A 24,626-nucleotide genomic window follows, 5' to 3' on the forward strand; every position below is an offset into this window, starting at 1 on the left:
TCTTTGCTTTAGGCGGCTACGTCGAAGGCGGCGCGGACGAGCCGTTCGGTGTAGGCGGTCTTGGGATGGGTAAGAACGTCTTCGACCGGACCCTCTTCAACGATCTTGCCATGCTGCATCACCACCACCCGGTGGCAGAGTGCGCGCACGACTTTGAGATCGTGGGAGATGAAGAGGTAGCTCAGTCCTTTCTCGTCCTGCAGCTTGCGCAGCAGTTCGATGATCTGGGCCTGCACCGACAGATCGAGCGCTGAAGTCGGTTCGTCGAGCAGGATGAATTCCGGCTCCAGAGCAACCGCACGGGCGATGGCGATGCGCTGGCGCTGGCCGCCGGAAAATTCGTGCGGGAAGCGCGACAGAATGTTGTTGGGCAGCCCGGCGCTGTTGAGCGCTTCCCTCACCCGGTCCAGCCGTTCGTTGCGGGTGGCTCCGAGCTTGTTGACGATCAGGCCTTCCTCGATGATCTGACCAACCGACATGCGCGGGTTGAGGGACGAGAAGGGGTCCTGGAAGACGATCTGCATGCGTGACCGCAAAGGGCGCATCTGTTCGCGGCTGTTCTTTTCGATCGACTGGCCATCGAACAGGATTTCGCCGCTCTCAGCCGTCAAAAGCTTGACCAGCGCCTGGCCGAAGGTGGTTTTTCCCGAGCCGGATTCGCCGACGAGCCCGAGCGTTTCGTGGCGATGCAGCTTGAGGCTGAGGCTATCGACCGCGACCAGTTCCTTCAGCTGCGGTTTGAAGAAGCCGCCATGCTTGAGCATGAAGGAAACCCGGACATTGCGGCCTTCGAGGATGGCGGCGGAATCAACCGGCATCGGATTGGCCATGCCCTTCGGCTCGGAGTTGAGCAGATGCTTCGTGTAGGGGTGCTGCGGGTTCTGAAAAAGCGCCGGCGTGGTGTTGTGTTCCTTCACCTCGCCGTTCTGCATGACGTAGACATAATCAGAGAACTGGCGCACGACGGTGAGGTCGTGGGTGATCAGGATCACTGCCATGCCGAGCGTCTTCTGCAGGTCGCGGATCAGGTTGAGGATCTGGGCCTGCACGGTGACGTCGAGCGCGGTCGTCGGCTCGTCAGCGATCAGCACGTCGGGATTGTTGGCAAGCGCCATGGCGATCATGATGCGCTGGCGCTGGCCGCCGGAGAGCTGGTGCGGATACTGGTTGAGGCGGGTTTCCGGATCGGGGATCTGCACCTGGCGGAGCAGTTCCAGCGTGCGCTCGGCCGCCCGTTTGCGATTCATCTTCTGGTGCACGCGGATCGCCTCGATGATCTGAGCGCCGATCGTATAGACCGGATTGAGCGAGCTCATCGGCTCCTGGAAGATCATCGAAATGCGGTTGCCACGCAGCGCCCGGCGCTGCCGGTCGGAGAATTTGAGCACATTCTTGCCGTCGTACTCGATGCTCGACTTTTCCGAGACGCTGGCGCGCTTGGTGAGCAGGCCCATGATCGTGCGGGCCGTCACCGATTTTCCTGAGCCGGATTCGCCGACGACCGCGATGGTTTCGCCGCGATAAAGCTGGAAGGAGACGTTCTTGACGGCGTCGATAGTGCCATGCTCGACCTTGAACGTCACCCCGACATGGCGCGCGTCGATGATCGGGGTACCGATCGCGGCGGCATGGTCGTGCCGCTGTTCGGGGGCAAGTGTGCTGATGTCCACGAGTGCCATGGTCGTCTCCTCAGTATGGGTCGACGGCGTCGCGCAGGCCGTCACCGAGCGCATTGAACGCAAAGACGGTGATCAGCACGAAGGCCACGGGGGAAAGGATCCAGGGGTAGGATCCGATGACTGAATAGGTGGCGGTATCCTGCAGCATCAGGCCCCAGGACATCAGCGGCGGTTTGACCGCGAAGCCGAGGAAGCCGAGGAAGGATTCGAGCAGCACCACGCTGGGGATTGCCAGCGTCACGGAGACGATCACGTGGCTCATCACATTGGGGAAAATATGCTGGAAGATGATACGCCGGTCTGTGGCGCCGATCGCCATCGCCGCCCGGACATAGTCGATGCGGGCAAGCGCCAGCGTCTTGCCGCGCACCTCGCGCGACATCTGCGCCCAGCCGAGCGCCGACATGACGAAGATGACGAAGGCGAGGAAGACGTTGGTGGGCGCCGTTACCGGGATCAGCGACGTCAGCGCCAGATAGAGCGGCAATTGTGGGAAGGCGAGGACAAGCTCGACGAAGCGTTGCATCCAGGTGTCGAAGCGGCCGCCGAAATAACCGGAGACCATGCCAACGGTGGTGCCGACGACGGTGACGATGAACACCACCGTCAACGCGATCATCAGCGAGACGCGGGAGCCATGGAAGATGCGCGACAGCACATCACGGCCGAACTTGTCGGTGCCGAGGAAGTTGACGGGCGTACCGTCGGTCGCGCCGAAGAAATGGCGGTCGGTGGGGATCAGGCCGAGTAGCCGGTAGCTGAAGCCCTTGACGAAGAAGCCAAGGTTCTGCGGGTTGGCATAGTCCGGGCCGACGATCGGCTGGAAGGTGATAGGATCAAGCTCGGTGCCTTCACCGATCTGGTAGGTGCGCGGCCAGACGAGATTGCCCTCCTGATCGGTGATCGAGATCGTCTGCGGCGGGGCAAAGGCGACGCCGGTAAGCTTGGGGTCTACGGGAGAGAAGAACTCGGCAAAGATCGTCATCAGCATCAGCAGGCAGACGAGGATGAGGCCGGCCATTCCCGTCCAGGAGCGCTTCAGGCGGCGCCAGACTAACGCGAGATAGGTTTCGTTGTGATGGTGTGCGGCGGGGACCGGAACAGTGAGCGTGTTTTGAACGTCGGCTTTCATGCGTGCGCTCCTCCACCCAGACGGACACGAGGATCGAGTAGGGCCAGCAGCATGTCGGCGATGATGTTGCCGACGATCAGCGTGGCGGAGAGGACCAGCATGAAGGTTGCGGTGACATAGACGTCGCCGACCCACATCGAACCGACGATGGCCGGGCCGACGGTCGGCAACGCGAAGATGATCGCGGTTTCGATTTCGCCGGTCAGCATATAGGGCAGCACGACGCCCTGATACATGACAAGCGGATGCAGCGCGTTCGGTACCGCATGACGCATGATGACGGCGCTTTCGGAGAGGCCCTTGGCCCGCGCGGTCTCGACATATTGGGCGTTCAGCGTATCGAGCAGATTGCCGCGCATGACGCGCATATTGTAGGCGAGGCCGCCGAACGTGGCGATGGCGATGACCGGCCAGACGTGTTTCAGGAGATCGACGAATTTGTCCCACGACCACGGCGCGCCGCCATATTTGGCGGAGTGGAAGCTGTTGATCTCGGTGACGTTGAAGTGGAACACCAGGATATAGACGATGATCAGTGCCATCAGGAAGCGCGGCACCGTCATGCCAAGAAAAGATATGCCGGAGAGCAGGGTATCGACCCACGTATATTGCCGGGTGGCGGCAAGAATGCCGAAGGTGATGCCGATAATGGAAGCGAGGATGTGGCAGACCAGCGCCAGAGCCAGCGTGCGCGGCAGGCGTTCGCCGACGACCTCGGAAACGGGCTTGTTGTAGAACAGGCTATGGCCGAAATCGCCGCGCGTGACGATACCGGTGATCCAGTTGACGTACTGGACGACCATCGGCTTATCCAGCCCGTTAGCGACCTTGTAGGCCTGCGCCTGGGCGTCGGCTTCCTCGAAGGATGCGCCGCCCTGGTTGATCATCTGCGACCGGATATAGTCGCTATAGTCGCCCGGCGGTGCCTGGATGATCGCGAAGGTGACCACGCTGAGCACGAAAAGGACGGGTATGGCTGACGCGATGCGCACAAGCAGAAATCGGAACATGGCTGTTAGGTTCTCTTGTGTGTTTTGGGATTTTCCCAGGCCGGGTTGATGGCGCGGCCTGGGAAGCGGAGTCTATCGATCAGTTCATCGGGCCTTTTTCGCCGGGCTTGCCGGGCAGTTGCTCAGGGAACAGTTCGTAATCACCCTGCTTGTCTGCGGCGACGAACACCCGTTCGCGGATGATCGTGTCTTCCGCCCAGTTGAACATGAAGATCGGCGCACCGACCGGAATGTTCGAGAAGCGCTTGTTGACGATCAGCGCGCCTGGATATTCGGTCAGGCCGACTGAGTTGACGTTGGTAGTGGCGACCTTCTGGTACTGCTTCATCAACTCCGTGCGTTCGTCATTGTCGCTCGAGGCAATGAACTTGTTGACGATATCGACAAGCTCCTGCTCGAACGGCATCAGATCAAGCTGCCCACCTTCCGGCACGCGGTGGTTCCAGCTGGTGCGTGGACCCGTTGCGGCGAGCTGCGGGGTGTTTTGCACCACGGATGACAGTTCTGCACCATTACGCAGCACCATCCAGTCCCAGCGGCCGCCATAGTTGGCCGCGTCGCGCTGCTTGCCGTCGAGCGCGTTGAGCACTACCCGAATGCCCAGCTGTTCCATCTGGCCGACGACGCCTTCAGCGAGGTTTTTGTCGGTGCTGTAGTCGGATGTGACCAGCAACACGACCTCGACATCCTTGCCGCCAAGCTTGTCGGCCGGATAGTTGACGAAGCCGTTGCCGTCGGTGTCCTTCAGGCCGGCCTTTTCGAGGAGGGCCTTGGCGCCTTCCAAGTCGAACGGATAATAGACGGTCGACTGGCGGTCGTAGAAACTTGTTCCGGAAGAAAGGCCGCCTGGATAAATGGCGGTGAAGGGGCCTTTGACCAGCGATTCGCCGATCTTCTTGCGATCGACCGCCATGGTGATGGCCTTGCGGAAGTCCTCATTGCGGTTGAGCTCCCGCACCGCCTGGCCGCGTTCGTCCGGTTCGCCCCAGCCATTGCCGGAGAAGTTCATATAGAGATTGTAACCGATCAGCCGGGCACCGAACGCGAGGCGTGCCGGTGCGGTATCCTGGGCGGCGCGCTTCAGGCTTTCGACGAAATTCTCGGGCTGTTCGAGGTTGGAGAGGTCACCGGAACCGGCAATCGCCTGCACGTCGCGGTCGGCCCAGGTCGAGAGCTTGTAGTGCAGCTCGTTGAGATAGGGCAGCTGGTTGCCGGCTTCGTCCACCTTCCAATAGTAGGGATTGCGGCGCATGACGATAATATCGTCGGGACGGTATTCGACCGGAACCCAGGCGCCCATGATCGGAATGTTCATGTATTCCGGCGGGAAGCCGTTCTTGTACTGGTCGTAGGTAAAGTCCTTGGCGTATTTCGGGTGCTTGGTCTTGAGAATGTGGGCCGGACCGGGGCAGAACGTGCCGTACGCCATGGAGTAGAGATACTGGCGCGGGAAAGCCTCCTTGAAAGTCCATTCGACGGTGTTGGCGTCGATGGCTTTCAGTGTCGTGCCTTCGCCGAAGGTTTCCGGCGTTGCGCCATTGAGCGGCGAGACATTGGGGTCAACGACATTGTCGTCCCAGTAGAACATCACGTCTTCGGAGGAAAAGGGAACGCCATCCGACCATTTGGCACCTTCGATCAGGTGCATGGTGAGCTTGTGGCCATCTTCCGACCATTCCCAGCGTTTTGCGAGGTTCGGCAGCGGCTCGACGTCCTTCGCCTCGACCTGATAAAGCGGCGCGGTGCGGGTCAGGCATTCAGACATTTCGATATCAATGCCGCCCCACCCTTGCGTCTGTCCGGCGGAATAGTTCCAGCCTTCCGGCCGGCCGCCGATGACGTGGCGCATCGTATCGCCATAAACGCCAACGCCATCCGGCATATTGCCGGTCTTGAAGACCAGCGGCTCCTTCGGCAGGCGCTCGGCAACCGGCGGTAGCTTGCCGGCCTTGACGAATTTTTCGGTGACCCAGTCGGGCTCGTGATATTCCGGCAGGGCCTTGTATTCGAGGATGGAATCGCGCGGCACGTAGGTGATCTTGCCCTGTGCCGGGAAGGCCGGCTGCTCGGGCACCACGGTCGGCTCGGAAGCCATTGCCGACACGGCGAATGCCGACACGCCCAAAAGCAGCGCGCTGGTCGTTTTCAGATGGCGAAAGCTGTTCATTGTCGTTGTTTCTCCCTCATGCTTTAGACCGGCCCGGTATGGGCGGCTCTCCTCCTAAAAGCGTCCGGCATGACGGCATCCTGCCATCTGCCGGAATGGAGCGGGCAACGGATTGCCCACCCTCAGACCGATTTCCTCCTCAAGCAAACGGGTCTTGCGCGTCTTGCTGCAGCTCAGCTTGCGGCTTTCAGCTTCGTTGCTTCCTTCTCGGCGCGCAGTTCATCGATCGAGCGCACTTCGCGGCGGGCAACGCCCTTCCAGTCACGGGTCTTCACGGTACCCCTGGCTAGGCGTTCCTTGGCTGCGGGTACTGCATGGGCATATTGCGGCAGCCACTCGGCCTGGGCGACGACCATTTCATCGACCATCTGCCAGACCTCTTCCGGTGTGCAGATGGCGCCAACCAGCGGATCGTGCAGCACCGCGAGTTTCAGGAGGTCGATGTCGCCTGAGATGGCGGCGTGAACCGACATGCGCTGGACATTGATCGAGGACATGCAGGTGGCAGCGCAGGCTTCCGCCAGCGTGATACCGGCGACCATGTTGATGCCGAAGCGATCGACGAAGCCGGGCGATTCAATGATCGCGTCCGACGGTAGGTTGGTGATGACGCCGTTGTTCTTGACGTTGAAATGGCCGCGATAGACGCGCCCGGTTTCCAGTGCTTCCAGAATATGGCTGGCGTGTTCGTTGGAACGGCGGGCCGGATCGATCGGCTTACCTGCGTCTTCCAGGAACTGCGGATATTCGGTCTCGAACCAGTTGCGGGTCTCGGTCGAATGGCGCAGGTAGCCGCCGGTTTCACCGTGGATCCAGTCGGACATATCGATCCAGCGGGTAATTTCCTCCGGCCGCTTGCGGTACCAAGGCAGGTACTCCGACAGGTGGCCGTTGCTCTCGGTGGAATAGACGCCGAAACGCTTCAACACATCGATACGCAGCTTTTCCTGCTGTGAAAAGACCGGATGTGCCTCAAAGGCGGCGACCAGCTCATCCTTGCCGATCTTGCGGCCCTTGACGCGGACATCGGTGAACCAGGTCTGGTGGTTGATGCCGGAGCAGATGTAATCCAGTTCGCCATCCTTGGCGCCGAGGATTTCGGCAATCTGTTCGGCGCCGTGCTGGACACCGTGGCAAAGACCGATCGTATCGACCTTGCCATATTCGATCGCAGCCCAGGTGTTCATCGCCATCGGGTTTGCATAGTTGAGGAACTTCGCGCCCGGCTCGGCCAGTTCGCGGATGTCCTTGCAGAAGTCGAGGATGACCGGAATATTGCGCTGGCCGTAGAGAATGCCACCGGCGCAGATCGTATCGCCGACGCACTGGTCGACGCCATATTTCAAGGGGATGCGGATATCGTCGGCGTAAGCTGCCAGACCGCCGACGCGGACGCAGCTGATGATGTAGCGCGCACCCGATATTGCCTCGCGGCGGTCGGTCGAGGCGGTGACCTTGGCGGGCAAGTTGTTGGAGGCGACGATCTTGTCGAGGATCGACTTGATCATGCCGAGATTGTGCTCGCTCAAATCGGTAAGCGCGAACTCGACATCGCGGAACTCCGGCACGCAGAGAATGTCGGTGAAGAGTTTCTTGGTGAAGCCGACACTGCCGGCGCCGATAATGGCTATCTTGAAGCTGCTCATGCTGTCCTCGTCGCTGGTCGTTTGGCCGGGAAGAACGGACAGGGTAAAATCAATGCACCGGACACATTGCGATCAAACGCACTCTGCGTGCCGGTTCTCCCCGTCGATGCCGTTCCAATCCGGTCATCTTGCTTTGTTGAGGGGCATTATGCGTATAATGAAAGGTGCCGCCAGAGAGGTATTATGCTTTCATGGGTAATTCTATGCTGAAACGACTGATCGAGAATGGACCGGTGATGCGGACGGTTTCCCTGCCGCGCGGACGCCATAGCCTGCACACAATGCCGACCAGCACGGGCTATGAAATCCGCACCGACGAGACCTATGACTGGGATGGCCGCAAGCGCGGGCAGACACCGTTCACCGTTCAGCACACGATCGCCGGCGCGGGAAACCTGCGCTACGAAAACCGCACCTATCGGGTGCGCGAGGGCGAGACCCTGCTGGTTCTGGTGCCCCACAATCACCGCTACTGGCTGGAGCGGAACGGACGCTGGGAGTTTTTCTGGATTTCCATGAACGGTGAGGAAGCGTTGCGCATCCATAAGGCGATTCTTGCGACCACCGGGCCGATCCTCAATCTCAAGCCGGAAACGATCGAGCGTCTTGCCGATTGCAGTCTGCGGCTGATTTCCGGTGGCGCCGAGGCCCCGGGCAATGCGTCCGCCATCGCATATGAATCGGCGATGGTGTTGTATGACGATGTTTTCGGCTCGCATCCTGTTATCGGCCAGGAATACCGGACGATGCAGCATGTCATCGACCACATCATGGCCAATCTTGAGCGCCCGTTGCCGGTCGAGACCCTCGCTGAGGTTTCGGGTCTCAGCCGGGCGCATTTCTCTCGGGTCTTTGCCGCCAGCGAGGGCATGCCACCAGCCGAATTCGTGCTGCGTAAACGGTTGCGGCGCGCCACGAAATTGCTGACCAATGCGGCGCATCTCTCTGTCAAGGAGGTGGCGATCATGGCGGGCTTCGAAGACCCGAATTATTTCGCCAAGGTGTTCCGCCGTTATTTCGGCGCCAGCCCGACGGAATTCCGCACGACGGGCATGTATTCCTCTATCGCTGCCAATGGCCGTGGCGCGGTGGCGGCCCAATAGTCTATCTGCCTACGGATCAGTAGAAGAGGTGCCAGGGCGTGAGAAACGCGCGGCTCAGTTCCTGATCGCGCTCCTGTTCATACTCGGTCTGCTCTTCGCGGCTTTGGCGAACGGGCATTTCCACGCGGATGGCCTTTTCTTTTTTCACCGGAGGTGTCAGGTAACCCAGTGTCATTCCACCGTGATAAAACATTCCGTTCTCCGCTGTTTCCGTGGACCGGTTAACGGCCGTTAACACAATCCTGACACAATTGATGCGACTGTCAATAGTCTATACTTTTGATATCCTATTTGGCGAAGCTGCATTCGGAGAGCATCCAAGCTTGGCAAATTTCGTCTCCCTTTAGAAAATAATATAATCTATAAATTTTATGATGATTGAAAAAGCGATCCGGCTTCCCGGGCGGCCACGGGTGTTCTTTGCTTGAGACGAGGGCATTTTCCATGCGTAAATCGGCCATCGTGAACGAGACGGCAAAAGAGTGGACCCGCATGAACCTCGCTTTGAGAAATTCGCTCGACCGAACCATCGCGCCACAGGGGCAGTCCTTTCCGCATGTGGCGGATGAGGATGCCTTGAAATCGGCGATGCGGCGGATGCCGGGTGGTGTCTCCGTCATTACCGCCGGCGTTGGTGACGAACGGACCGGCGCGACAGTGACGTCAGCCACTGCTCTGTCCGTCGATCCGCCAACGATGATCGTCAACATCAATCGCAGCTCGTCCAGCTGGCCCATCATCAGCCGCTACGGGCATTTCTGCGTCAATATTCTCAGCGCCGACCAGCAGGATGTCGCCGACCGGTTTGCCGGCAAGGGCGGTTTGAAGGGAAGCGAGCGCTATGACGGAGCAGAGTGGTTTACGCTGGCAAGCGGGGCTTCTGTCCTGCGCGGTGCGTTGGCTGGTATTGATTGTGAAGTGGACGAGGTGATCGAACGCCACAGCCACGCGATCATTCTCGGCCGCGTCGTCTCCATCGTTGCTGGCGACGGACATTCTTTGGTCTATAGCAATGGCCGATACGGCCGCTTTTCGCTCTGATGAAAACGCCCCGCCCCCGAGGAACGGGGACGGGACGCCAGATCCACACCGATGAGGGGTCAGTGTGGCAGTGATATCTGGGTATGGATGCCGAGATCCGGCTCCTTGCCTGTCAGATTGGCCTTGGCCATTTCCCATCCGAAGCGCAGCGTGCTGTTCGAAGAGGCCCAGATTGCCACGTCATCGAGCTTCAACTGAAGCATCGTCAGGGATGGATCGTCTTTACCGTTCTCGAACCAGGCGCCCACCATCGGCGACCAGAATTTTTCGATATGCGTCCGGGATTCCACCTCGTCGATCATGCCGGCGAGGCAGGCGTGATAGTCATGGTCCTTGCTGATGATGCAGAAATGCGCCCGGTCGCCGGTACGCACTGCCTTGACGAGATCGCTATCGGCCCTGGAATAGAACCAGATTGAATTGGTTTCCTTTTCGATGAAAGGTGCCATCGGCTGCATATGCTGCTTGGAGCCCTCGACGCCCAGCATCCCGGCATGGATATCGCCAGCCACGTCCCACAGCTGTTGTAACGGATCATTTTTGGTCTTTGAAAGATCGGCCATTGTTTTTCCTTTCCTGCGGCGGGATCAGGCGGCACGGCGCTCATGGCGGCCCTCTTCGACCTCCTCAACGATCTTGGCGATGAATGGTTGCAGATCGCCTGGATTGCGCGAAGTGATGATGCCCTTATCGGTCACGACAGCCTCATCCGACCAGATCGCCCCGGCATTCTTCATGTCGGTCTTGATCGAGATATAGGACGTCATCTTGCGACCACGCACCGCATCGGCCTCGATGAGCAGCCAAGGCGCATGGCAGATGGCTGCGACAGCCTTGCCGGACGCGACGAATTCCCTGACAACGCGCATCGCATCCGTATCGTGACGCAGAATGTCAGGGTTCATCTGGCCGCCGGGCAGAACAAGTGCATCGAAATCGTCGATATTCACATCCCTGGCAAGGAGGTCGACATTCACCGTGTCGCCCCAGTCTTTCTTGTCCCAGCTCTTAATAGGATCGTTGTCGAGAGAAGCGATCTTGACGCTCGCGCCACGGTTTTTCAGCTCGTCCAGCGGCACGCGCAGTTCGGAGCGTTCATAGCCATGGGTGGCAAGAATGAGGATTTTGGATTTGTCGATGAACGGCATGAGGCCATCTCCTTCTTCAAGATTTGAGAGGGTTCGTGCCTACAACGGCCGCCTCCGCCAATCGTTCCGATCTTTCGGGTTCCTCACGTTGACGAAGATCGGAAAAGAACATATCATGAACAATATGAAGAAATCGCTGAATGAACGCTTGGCCATCCTTTCCGATGCCGCCAAATACGATGCGTCTTGCGCCTCAAGCGGGACGGTGAAGCGGGATTCGTCCAAGTCCGGCGGCTTGGGATCGACCGAAGGGTCAGGCATTTGCCACGCTTATGCGCCGGATGGACGTTGCATTTCGCTGCTCAAGATCCTGATGACGAATTTCTGCATCTACGATTGTGCCTATTGCATCAACCGGTCGTCCAGCAATGTCGAGCGGGCACGCTTCAGCGTCGAGGAGGTCATCTGGCTGACACTGGAATTCTACCGGCGCAATTATATCGAAGGCCTTTTTCTTTCGTCGGGGATCATCCGCTCGTCGGATTACACGATGGAGGAAATGGTCCGCATCGCACGGGAATTGCGTGTCACCCACAAATTCGGTGGCTATATTCATCTGAAGTCGATCCCGGAGGCCTCGCCACTGTTGATCGAGCAGGCCGGACTTTATGCCGATCGTCTCTCTATCAACATCGAGTTGCCGACTGATTCTGCGCTGACCCGGCTGGCGCCGGAAAAGCGGCCGGCCAACATCCGTAAATCGATGGGTGAACTCAGGCTGAAGATCGAGGCTGCCGGCGAGCCGACACTGCAGACGAAGCGGCGTAAGCGTTTCGTACCGGCGGGCCAGAGCACGCAGATGATTGTCGGGGCTGATCAAACCAATGACAAGGGCATACTTGGCACCAGCGCACGGCTCTATGGCAGCTACGGACTGCGCCGGGTGTATTATTCTGCCTTTAGCCCCATCCCCGACGCCTCGAAAAATCTGCCTTTGATCAAACCGCCCTTGATGCGCGAACACCGGCTCTACCAAGCCGATTGGCTCTATCGCTTCTACGGTTTCGGCATCGAGGAAATTACCGAGAACCAGCCGGATGGTATGCTGGACCTTAAACTGGACCCGAAGCTCGCCTGGGCCCTGGCCAATCGCCATCGTTTTCCGGTGAATATCAACACGGCGGAACGCGAGATGCTGCTGCGGGTGCCGGGGTTGGGAACAAAGGCCGTCAGCGGCATTCTGTCTGCCCGGCGACACCGCCGTTTGCGGTTGGAGGATCTGGCGCGCCTGCACGTCTCGATCAAGAAAGTGCAGTCCTTCGTCGTCACCGAGGGCTGGACACCGCATCGGCTGATCGATCGCTCTGATCTGCGGGCCATGTTCGAGCCCAAACCCGAACAGCTGGCGCTTTTGTGATGGTAACGGTTACGTTGGAGGGCCGGGGAGATTTGACGGAGTGGCGGGAGGCTGCCCGAACTCTGCTGCTTGCCCGCACAGAGCCGCGAATGATTGACTGGCGTTGCAGGAACGGTGCGGTGGACGATCTGTTCGGACCTGCTGCCGAAGCACCGCAGGCGCCTAATACCGCTGCAGCGTCCGTGCCGGCCGTGACTGTCCCAAAGGCGTTTTTGTCATTGGCACAAGCTGTGATCTGCCACAGCGATCCCCTGCGTTTCCAGCTTCTCTACCGGATTCTTTTTCGGCTGCAGCGTGAGCGCACGCTTCTGCAGGTGCTCTCCGATGCCGACGTGGCCCAGCTGCATGCGATGGAAAAATCCGTGCGGCGCGATTGCCACAAGATGACGGCCTTCGTCCGCTTCAAGGAGATCGATGCCGAGCAGGGATATGCGCGCCGGCGTTTTCTGGCCTGGTTCGAGCCCGATCATCATATCGTTGCGCGCGCCGCGCCGTTCTTCCAGCGCCGTTTTACCGACATGGACTGGATCATCGCCACGCCGAAAGGGACGGCGGCCTGGGATGGCGACGCCTTGACGATTTCAACGGAACCCGCGGCAAATCCGATGCTGGTGGATAGCACCGATAGGCTATGGCAAACCTATTTTTCCAACATCTTCAACCCGGCCCGTCTGAAGGTGAAGATGATGATGACGGAGATGCCGAAGAAATACTGGAAGAACCTGCCGGAGGCGGAACTCATCCCGGGCTTGATTGCCGGAGCCGAGGCGAGCGTCGTTGCCATGGCCGAACGGGCAGCGAGCGAAGCCCCGCTGTTTCACCAACGGCTGCAGGCCCTCGCCCGAGCCGAGCCGGACATCGTGCAGGCGTCGGCAGGGACGCTTGAGGAGCTTCGCGAGGAGGCACGCCATTGCACGCGCTGTCCCCTGCATTGCAGTGCGACGCAGACGGTTTTTGGCGAAGGACCGCAGGATGCCAGGATCATGATCGTTGGCGAACAGCCGGGCGATCAGGAGGATCTGGCCGGGCGGCCCTTCGTCGGCCCAGCGGGCGCGGTGTTCAATACAGCTGCTCAGGAAGCAGGGTTGGATCGCAAGGAGACCTATGTCACCAATGCCGTCAAGCATTTCAAATATGAGCCGCGCGGCAAGCGCCGCATCCATCAGAAGCCGAATGTCGGGGAAGTGCAGCACTGCAAATGGTGGCTGACGCGGGAACTGGCACTGATCAAGCCGAAGCTGGTGGTGGCAATGGGGTCAACGGCACTGATGGCGCTGACCGATAGCCGGCAGCGTCTGGCCGATTTGCGCGGCGAGATGCTGCAGCTTAGCCACGGGCAGTTGCTGCTTGTCACCGTGCATCCGGCCTATCTCCTGCGCATCCCGGATGAGGGACGCAGGCTGGAAGAAATGGCGCGGTTTCGCTCGGACATTGCTCGTGCGGCCTCCTTCGGGAGGCAGGCGATGTCTCATCCCGCGGTGGAGTGGAGGGTACCCGCAACGGGTGATATCAAGCCGTCAATCGGAGTGGGTTGAACGTTGAGGGATCAAGTGCCTTTACGCTAAAGCCTTCCGGCCGAGGTTGACCTGTCAAAAGACTGGCAGCCAAAGCGCCAAGGGCCGGTGAAGTCAGGATACCGTAACCGCCTTGACCTGCGAGCCAGAAGAGATCCCGATGATCTCGCGCAAAGCCGATCACCGGCAGCTTGTCGGGCGAAAAACTGCGCATACCGGCCCAGCTCTTGGCGACGCGGCGGATTGGGATTGTGGTCGCTTCTTCGACATAATGGGCGGCCCAGGCGACATCGAGTTCCTCCGGTTGCACGTCGCCGGGTTCGCATGGGGTGGCGTCGGCCGGGCTGGCGAAGAGCCGGCCGGCATCGGGCTTCATGTAGAAGTCTTCGTCGACTTCATTGATCTCCGGCATGTCGGAGATATCGATCCCCTCCGGAAGATCGACCGTGATGGCCGTGCGGCGATGCGGGATGATGCCGAGTGGTTCGACGCTAAAGATTTCCGCCATCGCATCAGCCCAACCACCGGTCGCATTGACCACGGTTTTGGCACGGACAGCGCCTGATGACGTTTCGATGGTCCAAGCCTGGCCATCATGGCTGGCGGACAGAACCGCGTGGCGCTCGCGGATCTCCGTGCCGTTGCGGCGCGCGCCTTTGACATAGCCCTGCAGTAGGCTTTCCACCTCGATATCCCAGAAGTTGGGATCGTAGAATGCCGCGGCGGCATAGCCGGGTTTCAGGACCGGCAGGCGCGTCAACAGGTCCTGTTCGTCCAGCATTTCCAGCTCGGGCGTAAAGCCGATTTCTGCGCGGAAAACCTCCCCCAGACGTTTGGCTTTTTCGGCCGTGGCGATCATCACGCCGCCACGCTGCTTCAACAGCGGGATGTCCGAAAATCCATCCGGCGGGCTATCGAAGAAATCCTTGGCGATCGCTGCCAGTTGGCAGACCTCCGGCGCATTGTACCGCAGCACGAATTCGGCGGCAGAGCGGCCGGTGCTGTGGTAGCCGAGCGCCGTTTCCCGTTCGAGCACGACGACAGAGCGATGGGGGCTGAGAAAATAGGCGAGCGACAGCCCGGCGATGCCGCCGCCGATGATGGCCACGTCGAATGTCTGCATGTCAGTTCGTCCCCTGCTCTCTCGCGATCTCCATCGCGCAGACGGACCCTAGAGGCACCCCCTTCAATGTTCAAATTTATAGTGAAGAAGCTCACTATCAGGCAGATTGATGCCTTGCGCTATGGTCCAGCGGTTCGGTGTCTGTAACATGGCGCAGGAAGGCGGCTTCGGCCGGATTGAGGATCGCGTTGGGATTGGTAATGCGGAAGACATCCGTGGTCGGCAACAGATCGTAGGGCGGCAATTGCCAGAGCTCGCCCGCGGCAAGACCCGGCGCCGCCAGGTGGTCCGGCACCATGCCGATGCCGATATTGGCCGCGATCAGGCGCAGCACTTCCTCGACATTGCAGGAGACGGCTCGCACCTGCTGGCCGAAGGAGCCCATGGCGCGCACGGCGGTAATGGCATTCATATGCTGGCCGCCGAGAACATCGGCGATGAACGCGATGTAGGGATCGCCGCGCAAGTCGTTCAAGGCTGCGGTCTTTGCGCCGAACAGACGGTGGCCGCGGCCGCAATACAGCCCGTACTGTTCGCGGATATGGAAGGCCTTATCCAGCGCTTCAGGAATATTACCATCGCACAGGCCGATGGTAGCAATGTTGCGCTCGACGGCGCTGATGACGCTGACGGTTGTTTCGACCGTGATGCTGAGTGTCACCTTCGGATAGAGATGAAAGAAGCTCTCAAGCTTGCGATCCCAGGCCGGATTGTGCGCATGGCTGACCGAATGAATGCTGACATGGCCGGTCACGTCGTCGCCTGCGGTTTCCAGCGCGTTCGGCAGGCGCACGACCGCTGCGAAGATATCGCGGCATTGGCGGTGCAGCTTTTCGCCGGCCTCCGTCAGATCGAAGCGGCCCGGGCGGCGGTCGATGAGCTTTTGGCCGACCGTCTGTTCCAGCCGCTTCAGAGCCATGCTGACGGCCGGTTGCTGCAACAGCAGCCGGTTGGCGGCTGCCGTGATGCTGCCTTCCTCGACCACGACGACGAAGGTGCGCAAAAGGTTCCAGTCGAGATTATGAGCGAAGCGTTCGAGGCGATTGTCAGGCATGGCAACCCGCGATCAGAGGGAGACGAGACCGGACGGTAGCCGGTTCATGATCTCGTGGCCATCCGGTGTAATCAGCAGCTGGTTTTCGATGATCATGCCGCCCACGCCATCGACATACCACGGCGTTTCAAAGGCGAGCACCATGCCCGGCTCGAGGATGACATCCGATTGCCGCGAGAGGAACGGCCATTCCTCGCTGCCGAGACCGGCGCCCAGGCCATGGCCGAAATGGCCCCGCGTATAGCCGGGAAAACCAGCCTTCGCCATCGCGTCGGTTGTTGCCCGGTGCACGTCGCTCATGGCGATGCCGGGTTTCAGCAACGGCAGGCCGGCGCCATAGGCGGTTTGTAGGGCATCGAACAAGCGGGACTGCAGAGCGGATGGCGTGCCGCAGACGACGGTGCGGCCGGTGTCGGATGTATAGCCGGCAATCAAACAGCCGACATCGACCTTGATCAGATCGCCGCGCTCCACCACGCCGCCCTTGGTCCACGGATTCTGGCCAACGGAGACATATTCCCAAAGGCCCGTCAGGTTCTGGACGTTGCGCCGTCCGGCTTCAGCCCGCGCGCCCTTCTCCCAGGCGGCGGCCAGCGCATCGCGGCTGATGCCGATGTCGATGGTTTCGCGCAGAGCGACGATTCCGGCCTCGGCCAGTTCGACGGCGGTACGCAGATGGCCGATTTCGCTCGGCGATTTGATCATCTTCAATCGCCGGACAAGGTCTGAGGCATCGAGCAATTCGGCATCGGGCAAAGCGACAGACAGCAGCCGGAAATCGGAGACGGAAAGGCCATCGAATTCAATGCCGATACGGCCTTCGTGCAGACCCCTTTCTGCGAGAAGCGCCGCGGCGAGCTGGAAGCCATGGCTGGCATCGAAGGTTTCCGGACGCTCGAAGCCGGGTGCACGCCCCTGTCTTGCCCAGGCCGCTTTTATCAATTCCTCTGGCGGCTGGGCTTCCATGCCTCTGATATCACCGGTCTCCACCCAGATCGGATTGATACGGATATCGGTGAGCGCGCTGGAGGCGCGAAACGCAGCCTCGAACAGGTCGGTGACGACAGCGGCTTCCTGAACCGCCGGGTCGGCGGGAACAATGGCCGCCACGGCGCCGGCGCGCCGCCACATGGTGGCAACGCCTGCAGGTGCACCGGTGGCGTAGGTGAAACTTTCCGGCGAAAGCAGCAGTAGCGCGTCAAGCCCGGCGGCTTCCATCAGTTGCGATGCGCGTGTCCTGTCGAGGTGTGCCATGCCGTTTCCTTGTCCTGTCGTTTCAACGTCCTGCACGCCGCCATTCCCGCAGCGCATGAGGCAGTGCCGCATTTTCGTTTGTGTCGCCCTGCCCGGCTTGCCATAACGGATACAAGAAGGAAAGTGACGGGAGGAAGACATGGCTGCAAGACAGGAATTCCAGTGGGACGACGCATTTCTGCTGGAGGATCAGCTTTCTGAAGATGAGCGGATGATCCGCGATACGGCCCGCGCCTACGCGCAGGACAGGCTGCAGCCACGTGTCATCGATGCCTACCGCAACGAGACGACCGATCCATCGATCTTCCGCGAAATGGGTGAACTTGGCCTACTCGGTGTCACCGTGCCGGATACTTATGGTGGCGTTGGCGCATCCTATGTGGCTTACGGTCTGGTTGCCCGCGAGGTCGAGCGGGTCGATAGCGGCTACCGCTCGATGATGAGCGTCCAATCCTCCCTCGTCATTTACCCGATCCATGCCTATGGCTCGGAAGAACAACGCCAGAAATACCTGCCGAAGCTGATCAGCGGCGAATTCATCGGCTGCTTCGGCTTGACTGAGCCGGATGCGGGTTCCGACCCCGGCGGCATGAAGACCCGGGCGGTAAAGACCGATGGCGGTTACCGGCTGAGCGGTTCGAAAATGTGGATCTCGAACGCACCGATTGCCGATGTCTTCGTCGTCTGGGCAAAGTCCGAGGCGCATGGCAATGCCATTCGCGGCTTCGTGCTGGAAAAGGGCATGAAGGGTCTGTCGGCTCCGAAGATCGGTGGCAAGCTGTCGCTGCGGGCATCGATCACTGGTGAAATCGTGCTGGACAATGTTGAAGTCGGCGAAGACGCGTTGCTGCCAAATGTCGAAGGCCTGAAGGGTCCGTTCGGCTGCCTCAACCGCGCCCGCTATGGCATTTCCTGGGGCGTTCTGGGCTCGGCGGAATTCTGCTGGCATGCGGCCCGTCAATATGGTCTCGATCGCAAGCAGTTCGGCAAGCCGCTGGCGCAGACGCAGTTGTTCCAGAAGAAGCTTGCCGACATGCAGACGGAAATTACCCTTGGCCTGCAGGCGTCGTTGCGCGTCGGCCAGCTGATGGATGCGGGCCGGATGGCGCCGGAAATGATCTCGATCGTCAAGCGCAACAATTGCGGCAAGGCGCTGGATATCGCCCGCGCCGCCCGCGACATGCATGGCGGCAACGGTATCTCAGAGGATTATCAGGTGATGCGTCATATGGTGAACCTCGAAACGGTGAACACCTACGAGGGCACCCATGACGTTCACGCCCTGATCCTCGGCCGTGCCCAGACCGGGCTGCAGGCCTTCTTCTGAGCGCCGGCATGGAAACGCCGCTGAAGGGCCTGAAGGTTCTCGAACTCGCCCGCATCCTGGCGGGACCCTGGATCGGCCAGACGCTTGCCGATCTCGGTGCCGATGTCATCAAGGTGGAAAGCCCAGCGGGGGATGACACCCGCACCTGGGGTCCTCCGTTCATCGAGAGCGACACCGGCGGCCATCTGGATGCCGCCTATTTCCACGCCTGCAATCGGGGCAAGCGCTCGGTCATCCTCGACTTCACCACCAAGGAAGGGCAGGAGGCTGTTCGGCGGTTGGCGGCACAGTCGGATGTGCTTTTAGAAAATTTCAAGGTTGGTGGGTTGGCCAAGTACGGGCTGGATTACGAAAGCCTGAAAAAGGTCAATCCGCGGCTGATCTATTGCTCCGTCACCGGCTTCGGTCAGGACGGCCCCTATGCCCACCGCGCCGGTTATGATTACATCATTCAAGGCATGAGCGGCATCATGGACCTGACGGGGGACCCGGAGGGTGAGCCACAGAAGATCGGCGTCGCCTTCGCGGATATCTTTACCGGTCTTTACGGCGTTATCGCCATCCAGGCGGCGCTGCATATGCGTGAACGGACCGGCGTTGGCCAGCAGGTCGATATGGCATTGTTCGACAGCATGACCGGGGTGCTTGCCAACCAGGCGCTGAATTTCCTGGTTTCCGGCCAATCACCGCGCCGCCTCGGCAACGCACATCCGAATATTGCGCCCTATCAGGTGTTTCCGGTTTCCGATGGTCACCTGATCGTTGCCGTCGGCAATGACCGGCAATTCGTCAAGTTCTGCACGCTGCTCGGTCTCGATACTCTGGCGACCGACCCGCGCTACCTGACCAACGCCAGCCGGGTAAAGCATCGCGATACGCTGACGCCGGAACTGGCGGCGCGAACGGTGACCTTCAATCGCGATACGCTGCTGACTATGCTCGAGGCGGCCGGTGTTCCCGGCGGGCCGATCAATACGGTCGCGGATGTGTTTTCAGACCCGCAGATTCTCCACCGTGGCATGCGGGTCGATCCGCCGCACACGGGATCGGCGTCCGGAACGGCGCCGGGGGTGCGCACGCCCATCCAGTTTTCTGGTGCCGGACTGGCCCTGGAGCGTGGCGCGCCAAGACTTGGCGAACATACGCATGAGGTGCTGGCCGAGATCGGGATGAAGCCGTGAAGACACGGCCAGTTCAAATATTCCCCATGCAGAGATATTTCATCTCCAGATAATCCTCGGCGCCGTGGCGGGAGCCTTCGCGGCCGATGCCGGATTGCTTGAGGCCGCCGAAGGGGGCAGCCTCAGACGACATGCGGCCGGTATTGATACCGATCATGCCGTATTCCAGCGCTTCGGCCACCCGCCAGACCTTTTTGAGTTCCGTTGCATAGAAGTAGGCGGCTAACCCGTAGATCGTGTCGTTGGCCTGCAGGATGACGTCTTCCGTCGTCTCGAAGCGGATGATCGGGGCGACAGGGCCGAAGGTTTCGTCGCAGGCGACCAGCATGCCCTTTTCGACACTGGAAAGCACCGTCGGCTCAAAGAAGGAGCCGGAAACACGCTTGCCGCCGCAAAGGAGCTTCGCGCCCTTGCCGATCGCATCGTTGACATGCGTTTCGACCTTTTCGATTGCCCTGCTATCTATCAGCGGGCCGATGGTGACGCCCTTGGAAAAGCCGTCCCCGACCTTGAGCTTTGCCACTTCAACTGCCAGCTTGCGGGCGAATTCATCATGAACTTTGCTCTGCACATAGATGCGGTTGGCCGAGGTGCAGGTCTGGCCGGCATTGCGGAATTTTGCCTGGATGGCGCCATCGACGGCGGCGTCGATATCGGCGTCATCAAAGACGATGAAGGGCGCGCTGCCGCCAAGCTCAAGGCTGACTTTCTTGATCTGGTCGGAGCATTGCCGCATCAGGATGCGGCCGACTTCAGTCGAGCCGGTGAAGCTGATCTTGCGCACTCTCGAATTGGTGCAGAGTTCGCGTCCGATCGCGTCCCCTTCCGAGGCAAGCACGAGGTTGAAGACACCCTTGGGAAAGCCCGCCCGAAGGGCGAGCGCGTGCATGGCCAAGGCCACCAGTGGTGTCTGTTCGGCGGGTTTCAGGATGATGGTGCAGCCGACCGCCAGCGCCGGCGCAATCTTGCGCGCGACCATCGATGCCGGAAAATTCCACGGGGTGATGGTACCGACCACCCCGACCGGCTGCTTGATCACCATCATACGGCGATCGGTCGACGGTGCCGGAATGGTCTCGCCGTAAACGCGCTTGGCCTCTTCCGCATACCATTCAATATAGGCGGCGGCGTGCTGGACTTCCGAGCGGGCTTCGTTGAGCGGCTTGCCCATTTCGGCCGTCAGGATCGCGGCGAGATCGTCGATATGGGCAATGACCAGATTGTGCCAGCGGCGCAGGATCGTGCTGCGGTCGCCCGCCGGTCGCTCGGCCCATGGAAATTGCGCCGCATAGGCATCATCGACGGCGGCGCGCGTTTCCGCCACACCCATGTCCGGAAGAGTGGCGAGGAGAGCGCCAGTCGATGGATTATGGACGTCAAAGGTCTTTGCTGCAGGCGCCAACGGCGCATTCACCAGCCCGAGCAGATGCGGATCCCTGACATGGGCGAGCAATGTCTCGGTAAAGATCATCGGAGATCCTTTCTGGCGATCCGCGCAGGTGGCGCGGGGCGGCATATTTTGTCGCGGGGACAATGCCGATAGCCGATAAAAGCAGCCGGGTCCATTGGGCAGCGTGACGCTGCTGCCCAATGGAATATGTCATGAGACCGATGCCTGAAATCAGGCGCGGGCTTCCAGGATCGAGGCTTCCAGAATGTCCATCGCTTCGGCGAAGACATTGTCCTGGATGGTGATCGGCGCCAGGAACCGGATGACGTTGCCGTGTACGCCGCAGGTGAGCAGGATCAGGCCCTTTTCGAGCGCTTTCAGACGCACCTTGTTGGCAAAATCGGCGCTTGGCAGATTGGTCTTCACGTCGTTGAACTCAACGGCGTTCATGAAGCCAGGACCGCGGATGTCGACGATCTCAGGCGCCTGTTCGCGGATTGCAGCGAGGCGCTGCTTGAGGCGGTTACCCAACTGTTCAGCGCGGTCGCAGAGCTTTTCGTCTTCAATGATGTCGAGAACGGCATGAGCCGCGGCAACGCCCATCGGGTTACCGGCGTAGGTGCCGCCGAGGCCGCCGGGGCCGGGAGCATCCATGATCTCGGCGCGGCCGGTCACGGCTGCGATCGGGAAGCCGCCGCCAAGACCCTTGGCCATCGTCACGAGGTCGGCGGCGACGCCGTGATGTTCCATGGCAAAGAGCTTGCCGGTACGAGCAAAGCCGGTCTGCACTTCGTCGGCGATCAGAAGGATGCCATGCTGGTCGCAGATTTCGCGGATCGCCTTGATGAAGGAGGTCGGCACCGGATAGAAGCCGCCTTCGCCCTGCACGGGCTCGATGATGATGGCGGCAACGCGGTTCGGATCGACGTCGGCGGCGAAAAGGCGCCTCAGCGCCGCCAGCGACTGGTCAGGCGAAACGCCCTGCAGCTCCACCGGGAACGGGACGTGGAAGACGTCGGCCGGCATCGCGCCGAAGCCGACCTTGTAGGGTACGACCTTGCCGGTCAGCGCCATGCCCATGAAGGTGCGGCCATGGAAACCGCCGCCGAAGGCGACGACCGCCTGGCGGCCGGTTGCGGCGCGGGCGATCTTCACGGCGTTTTCGACCGCTTCAGCGCCCGTGGTGACGAAAATCGTCTTCTTGGCGAAATCACCTGGCAGGATGGCGTTCAGCCGTTCCGCAAGCTCGACATAGTTTTCATAAGGCACGACCTGATGGCAGGTATGGGTGAAGCGATCGAGCTGCTTCTTGACGGCCTCGATGACGCGTGGATGGCGGTGGCCGGTGTTGACGACAGCGATACCGGCGGCGAAATCGATATAACGATTGCCTTCCTTGTCCCAGATTTCGGAATTTTCGGCACGATCCGCATAGATCTGCGTGGTCATGCCCACGCCGCGGGAAATGGCTGCGTTCTTGCGATCGGTCAAACTGGTCACTTGTATCATCCTGGTTGCGTGGGACATTTATGATTGCAGAATTTACGGAAATCCTATATTTTTTCTGTAGGTTTGCAAATCAAATTTTGTGATTTGAGCAGCAGCGCCGGGAATGGATTTCTTTGCCCGCGAGAGTATCGCGCGGGAGTTTTACCGCCTCTTGTGCCAAGCTGTGCAGCAGTGCGTATGGATGACTTGAAGATGTCACGGGACGGCTTATGAGTGATGCCATGAAGATACGCTACAAGGTCGCCGAAGCCGCACGGCTTGCCGGCGTCTCCGCATCGACCTTGCGTCTGTGGGAGACGCAAGGGCTGGTCGTTCCGGACCGCTCCGCCACCGGGCACCGGCAATATAGCGAAGGCGATGTCGCGCAATTGAAGCGGATTTCGTGGTTTCGCGCCGAGCGTGGGCTCAATCCGGCGGCAATCCGCGAGGCGCTGGAACTGGAAGCGGGCGAACCCGACGATAACGGTCAGCCTGCCAATGGCGACGCAACGCCGCAATCGCAGGTCGGCCGCAAGCTCAGGAGCTTGCGCCACGCAGCCGGAAAAACCTTGGAGCAGGTGGCCGGCGATATCGGCATTGCGGCCTCTGTCCTTTCGACGCTGGAGCGGACGTCGCAAGGTGTGTCCGTCGCCGTGCTGCATAATCTTGCCGAATATTTTGCGACGACGGTGTCGAGCCTGTCCGGTGAGGATGAACCGGATGTGCGGGCGCTGGTGCGTTCCGGTGAATGGCGGACATGGCCGCGCACGACGCCGGGCGTGACCGTGCAGTTGTTGGCCGAAGGCCGCAACCAGATGGATTGCCACCGCTTCGTGCTGGAGCCGGGCGCCTCCAGCGAGGGCGCCTACAAGCATGAGGGCGAGGAGTTCGTCTATGTGCTGTCCGGTCGGGTGGAGTTCGTGCTGGATTCCGATCAGTTTTACGATCTGAGCCCCGGCGATTCCCTTTATTTCAACAGCCGCCGTCACCATGCCTGGTCGAACCGCCATGACGGAGAGACGGTGCTTCTGTGGATTAACACGCCGCCGACCTTCTAGTATTTTCCGCCGCAATTTCGGCGATTGGCAATCAAGCGCGTTTATACCGGCTATTGTCTCTATCTATTTCGTTTATAGCCCTTTCGAGCATAGAGTTTCCTCAAGCACCGGCAAACGGTGCGCCAAAAGGGGAACTGAACGCATGAAGAAACATCTGATCGCATTGGCTCTCGCCTGCGCAACCACTCTGTCCATGACACCGGTCAATGCTGCTGAAAAGCTTCGCATCGGCACCGAAGGCGCCTATCCGCCCTTCAATTTTGTCGATACGGCCGGCAAGCTCGGTGGTTTCGATGTCGATATCGGCCTGGCGCTGTGCGCCAAGATGCAGGTCGAATGCGAGGTGGTCGCGCAGGATTGGGATGGCATCATTCCAGGGTTGGTTGCCAAGAAATACGACATGATCATAGCCTCGATGTTCATCACCGACGAGCGCCGCAAGCAGGTCGCTTTCAGCGATCCTTATTATCTGGCGGCGATGACCCATGTGGCGGCGAAGGGGGCCGGCATCACGGCCTTCACCAATGAGGCGCTGAAGGGCAAGGTCATCGGTGCGCAATCGGGCACAACACAGGCCGAATATATTGCAGCTGTTTATCCGGATGCAGAGATCAAGCTTTATCCGACACAGGACGAAGCCAATCTCGACATGGCCAATGGCCGTCTCGATCTGGAAGTCGGCGACATGCTGCCGATGCTCGACTGGGTCACCAAGAACAATGACGGCAAATGCTGCGAACTGATCGGCGAGCCGATCACCGACCGCAAATTCGTCGGCGACGGTGTCGGCATTGCCCTGCGCCAGGACGACAATGATCTGCGCGAAAAGCTCAACAAGGCGCTGGCCGATATCCGCGCCGATGGCACTTACAAGGCGATCAACGACAAGTATTTCTCCATCGATGTCTACACGATGAAGTAAGAGCCGGCAGTCGATCGGAAACCTAAGGCCTG

At 60.1% G+C, this 24,626-nt stretch carries 21 protein-coding genes; 8 read left to right on the forward strand and 13 right to left on the reverse strand.

Translation table 11 applies throughout. The features are described from left to right. Window positions 1-8: 8 nt before the first annotated feature. The 5 genes from ACSQ3J_RS12725 to ACSQ3J_RS12745 all read right to left on the reverse strand — a co-directional run bounded on the left by ACSQ3J_RS12725 (window position 9) and on the right by ACSQ3J_RS12745 (window position 7,634). On the reverse strand, window positions 9-1,679 hold the full coding sequence (locus ACSQ3J_RS12725; RefSeq protein ID WP_060502571.1) for an ABC transporter ATP-binding protein: 1,671 nt from the start codon (window positions 1,677-1,679) through the stop codon (window positions 9-11). Between the two features lie 10 nt (window positions 1,680-1,689). Beyond that, entirely contained in the window at window positions 1,690-2,811 is a 1,122-nt protein-coding gene (locus ACSQ3J_RS12730) for an ABC transporter permease (protein WP_060502572.1), read from the reverse strand. Next, window positions 2,808-3,821, reverse strand: a complete 1,014-nt coding sequence (locus ACSQ3J_RS12735; RefSeq protein WP_060502573.1) for an ABC transporter permease — start codon at window positions 3,819-3,821, stop codon at window positions 2,808-2,810. Before ACSQ3J_RS12735 ends, ACSQ3J_RS12730 begins: the two co-directional genes overlap by 4 nt. Window positions 3,822-3,900: 79 nt before the next feature. Next, the gene (locus tag ACSQ3J_RS12740) at window positions 3,901-5,988 is read right to left on the reverse strand and encodes an ABC transporter substrate-binding protein (RefSeq protein WP_060502574.1); all 2,088 of its coding nucleotides are present in this window, start codon (window positions 5,986-5,988) and stop codon (window positions 3,901-3,903) included. Window positions 5,989-6,161: 173 nt separating this feature from the next. Further along, on the reverse strand, window positions 6,162-7,634 hold the full coding sequence (locus tag ACSQ3J_RS12745; protein WP_060502575.1) for an alpha-glucosidase/alpha-galactosidase: 1,473 nt from the start codon (window positions 7,632-7,634) through the stop codon (window positions 6,162-6,164). 191 nt (window positions 7,635-7,825) lie between these two features. Between ACSQ3J_RS12745 and ACSQ3J_RS12750 the strand changes: the two genes are divergently transcribed. After that, the gene (locus tag ACSQ3J_RS12750; RefSeq protein WP_436039272.1) at window positions 7,826-8,737 is read left to right on the forward strand and encodes a helix-turn-helix domain-containing protein; all 912 of its coding nucleotides are present in this window, start codon (window positions 7,826-7,828) and stop codon (window positions 8,735-8,737) included. A gap of 16 nt (window positions 8,738-8,753) precedes the next feature. Here the strand turns inward: ACSQ3J_RS12750 and ACSQ3J_RS12755 are convergent, their stop codons facing one another. Then, window positions 8,754-8,930, reverse strand: a complete 177-nt coding sequence (locus ACSQ3J_RS12755; protein WP_164491976.1) for a hypothetical protein — start codon at window positions 8,928-8,930, stop codon at window positions 8,754-8,756. 251 nt (window positions 8,931-9,181) lie between these two features. Between ACSQ3J_RS12755 and ACSQ3J_RS12760 the strand changes: the two genes are divergently transcribed. Continuing rightward, a complete protein-coding gene (locus tag ACSQ3J_RS12760) occupies window positions 9,182-9,778 on the forward strand; it encodes a flavin reductase family protein (RefSeq protein WP_244481947.1) in 597 nt (198 codons plus the stop codon). Window positions 9,779-9,837: 59 nt separating this feature from the next. Here the strand turns inward: ACSQ3J_RS12760 and ACSQ3J_RS12765 are convergent, their stop codons facing one another. After that, the gene (locus ACSQ3J_RS12765) at window positions 9,838-10,341 is read right to left on the reverse strand and encodes a pyridoxamine 5'-phosphate oxidase family protein (protein WP_436039273.1); all 504 of its coding nucleotides are present in this window, start codon (window positions 10,339-10,341) and stop codon (window positions 9,838-9,840) included. A 24-nt stretch (window positions 10,342-10,365) separates the two neighbouring features. After that, window positions 10,366-10,926 carry a DJ-1/PfpI/YhbO family deglycase/protease gene (locus ACSQ3J_RS12770; RefSeq protein ID WP_060502578.1) on the reverse strand — a complete coding sequence of 187 codons (561 nt, stop codon included), beginning with the start codon at window positions 10,924-10,926 and terminating at the stop codon, window positions 10,366-10,368. Window positions 10,927-11,050: 124 nt separating this feature from the next. On the opposite strand from ACSQ3J_RS12770, the gene ACSQ3J_RS12775 reads away from it, so the two are divergent. Then, window positions 11,051-12,283, forward strand: coding sequence for a putative DNA modification/repair radical SAM protein (locus ACSQ3J_RS12775; RefSeq protein WP_060502848.1), 1,233 nt, complete (start codon window positions 11,051-11,053; stop codon window positions 12,281-12,283). Further along, window positions 12,283-13,818: a UdgX family uracil-DNA binding protein gene (locus ACSQ3J_RS12780; protein ID WP_082511987.1), complete on the forward strand. Its 1,536-nt coding sequence runs from the start codon at window positions 12,283-12,285 to the stop codon at window positions 13,816-13,818. Before ACSQ3J_RS12775 ends, ACSQ3J_RS12780 begins: the two co-directional genes overlap by 1 nt. On the opposite strand, the gene ACSQ3J_RS12785 is transcribed toward ACSQ3J_RS12780, so the two are convergent. The 3 genes from ACSQ3J_RS12785 to ACSQ3J_RS12795 form a co-directional block, all read right to left on the reverse strand. Then, a complete protein-coding gene (locus ACSQ3J_RS12785; protein WP_060502579.1) occupies window positions 13,793-14,920 on the reverse strand; it encodes an NAD(P)/FAD-dependent oxidoreductase in 1,128 nt (375 codons plus the stop codon). The genes ACSQ3J_RS12780 and ACSQ3J_RS12785 overlap by 26 nt on opposite strands. Window positions 14,921-15,017: 97 nt before the next feature. Continuing rightward, entirely contained in the window at window positions 15,018-15,974 is a 957-nt protein-coding gene (locus tag ACSQ3J_RS12790) for a LysR family transcriptional regulator (RefSeq protein WP_060502580.1), read from the reverse strand. A gap of 12 nt (window positions 15,975-15,986) precedes the next feature. After that, window positions 15,987-17,228, reverse strand: a complete 1,242-nt coding sequence (locus tag ACSQ3J_RS12795; protein WP_060502849.1) for a M24 family metallopeptidase — start codon at window positions 17,226-17,228, stop codon at window positions 15,987-15,989. A gap of 139 nt (window positions 17,229-17,367) precedes the next feature. Between ACSQ3J_RS12795 and ACSQ3J_RS12800 the strand changes: the two genes are divergently transcribed. Together ACSQ3J_RS12800 and ACSQ3J_RS12805 are read left to right on the forward strand one after the other, a co-directional pair. Continuing rightward, window positions 17,368-18,555: an acyl-CoA dehydrogenase gene (locus ACSQ3J_RS12800; RefSeq protein ID WP_060502581.1), complete on the forward strand. Its 1,188-nt coding sequence runs from the start codon at window positions 17,368-17,370 to the stop codon at window positions 18,553-18,555. An 8-nt stretch (window positions 18,556-18,563) separates the two neighbouring features. Beyond that, entirely contained in the window at window positions 18,564-19,736 is a 1,173-nt protein-coding gene (locus ACSQ3J_RS12805; protein WP_060502582.1) for a CaiB/BaiF CoA transferase family protein, read from the forward strand. Window positions 19,737-19,749: 13 nt separating this feature from the next. Here the strand turns inward: ACSQ3J_RS12805 and ACSQ3J_RS12810 are convergent, their stop codons facing one another. After that, window positions 19,750-21,207, reverse strand: a complete 1,458-nt coding sequence (locus tag ACSQ3J_RS12810; protein ID WP_436039274.1) for an NAD-dependent succinate-semialdehyde dehydrogenase — start codon at window positions 21,205-21,207, stop codon at window positions 19,750-19,752. 150 nt (window positions 21,208-21,357) lie between these two features. Continuing rightward, window positions 21,358-22,626: a 4-aminobutyrate--2-oxoglutarate transaminase gene (locus ACSQ3J_RS12815; RefSeq protein WP_436039275.1), complete on the reverse strand. Its 1,269-nt coding sequence runs from the start codon at window positions 22,624-22,626 to the stop codon at window positions 21,358-21,360. Window positions 22,627-22,844: 218 nt separating this feature from the next. Between ACSQ3J_RS12815 and ACSQ3J_RS12820 the strand changes: the two genes are divergently transcribed. After that, window positions 22,845-23,672 carry a cupin domain-containing protein gene (locus tag ACSQ3J_RS12820; RefSeq protein ID WP_436039276.1) on the forward strand — a complete coding sequence of 276 codons (828 nt, stop codon included), beginning with the start codon at window positions 22,845-22,847 and terminating at the stop codon, window positions 23,670-23,672. A 142-nt stretch (window positions 23,673-23,814) separates the two neighbouring features. Next, the gene (locus ACSQ3J_RS12825) at window positions 23,815-24,594 is read left to right on the forward strand and encodes an ABC transporter substrate-binding protein (protein WP_436039277.1); all 780 of its coding nucleotides are present in this window, start codon (window positions 23,815-23,817) and stop codon (window positions 24,592-24,594) included. Window positions 24,595-24,626: the final 32 nt, after the last annotated feature.

This window comes from Rhizobium sp. LjRoot98, from assembly GCF_964252935.1.
Classification (GTDB): domain Bacteria; phylum Pseudomonadota; class Alphaproteobacteria; order Rhizobiales; family Rhizobiaceae; genus Pararhizobium.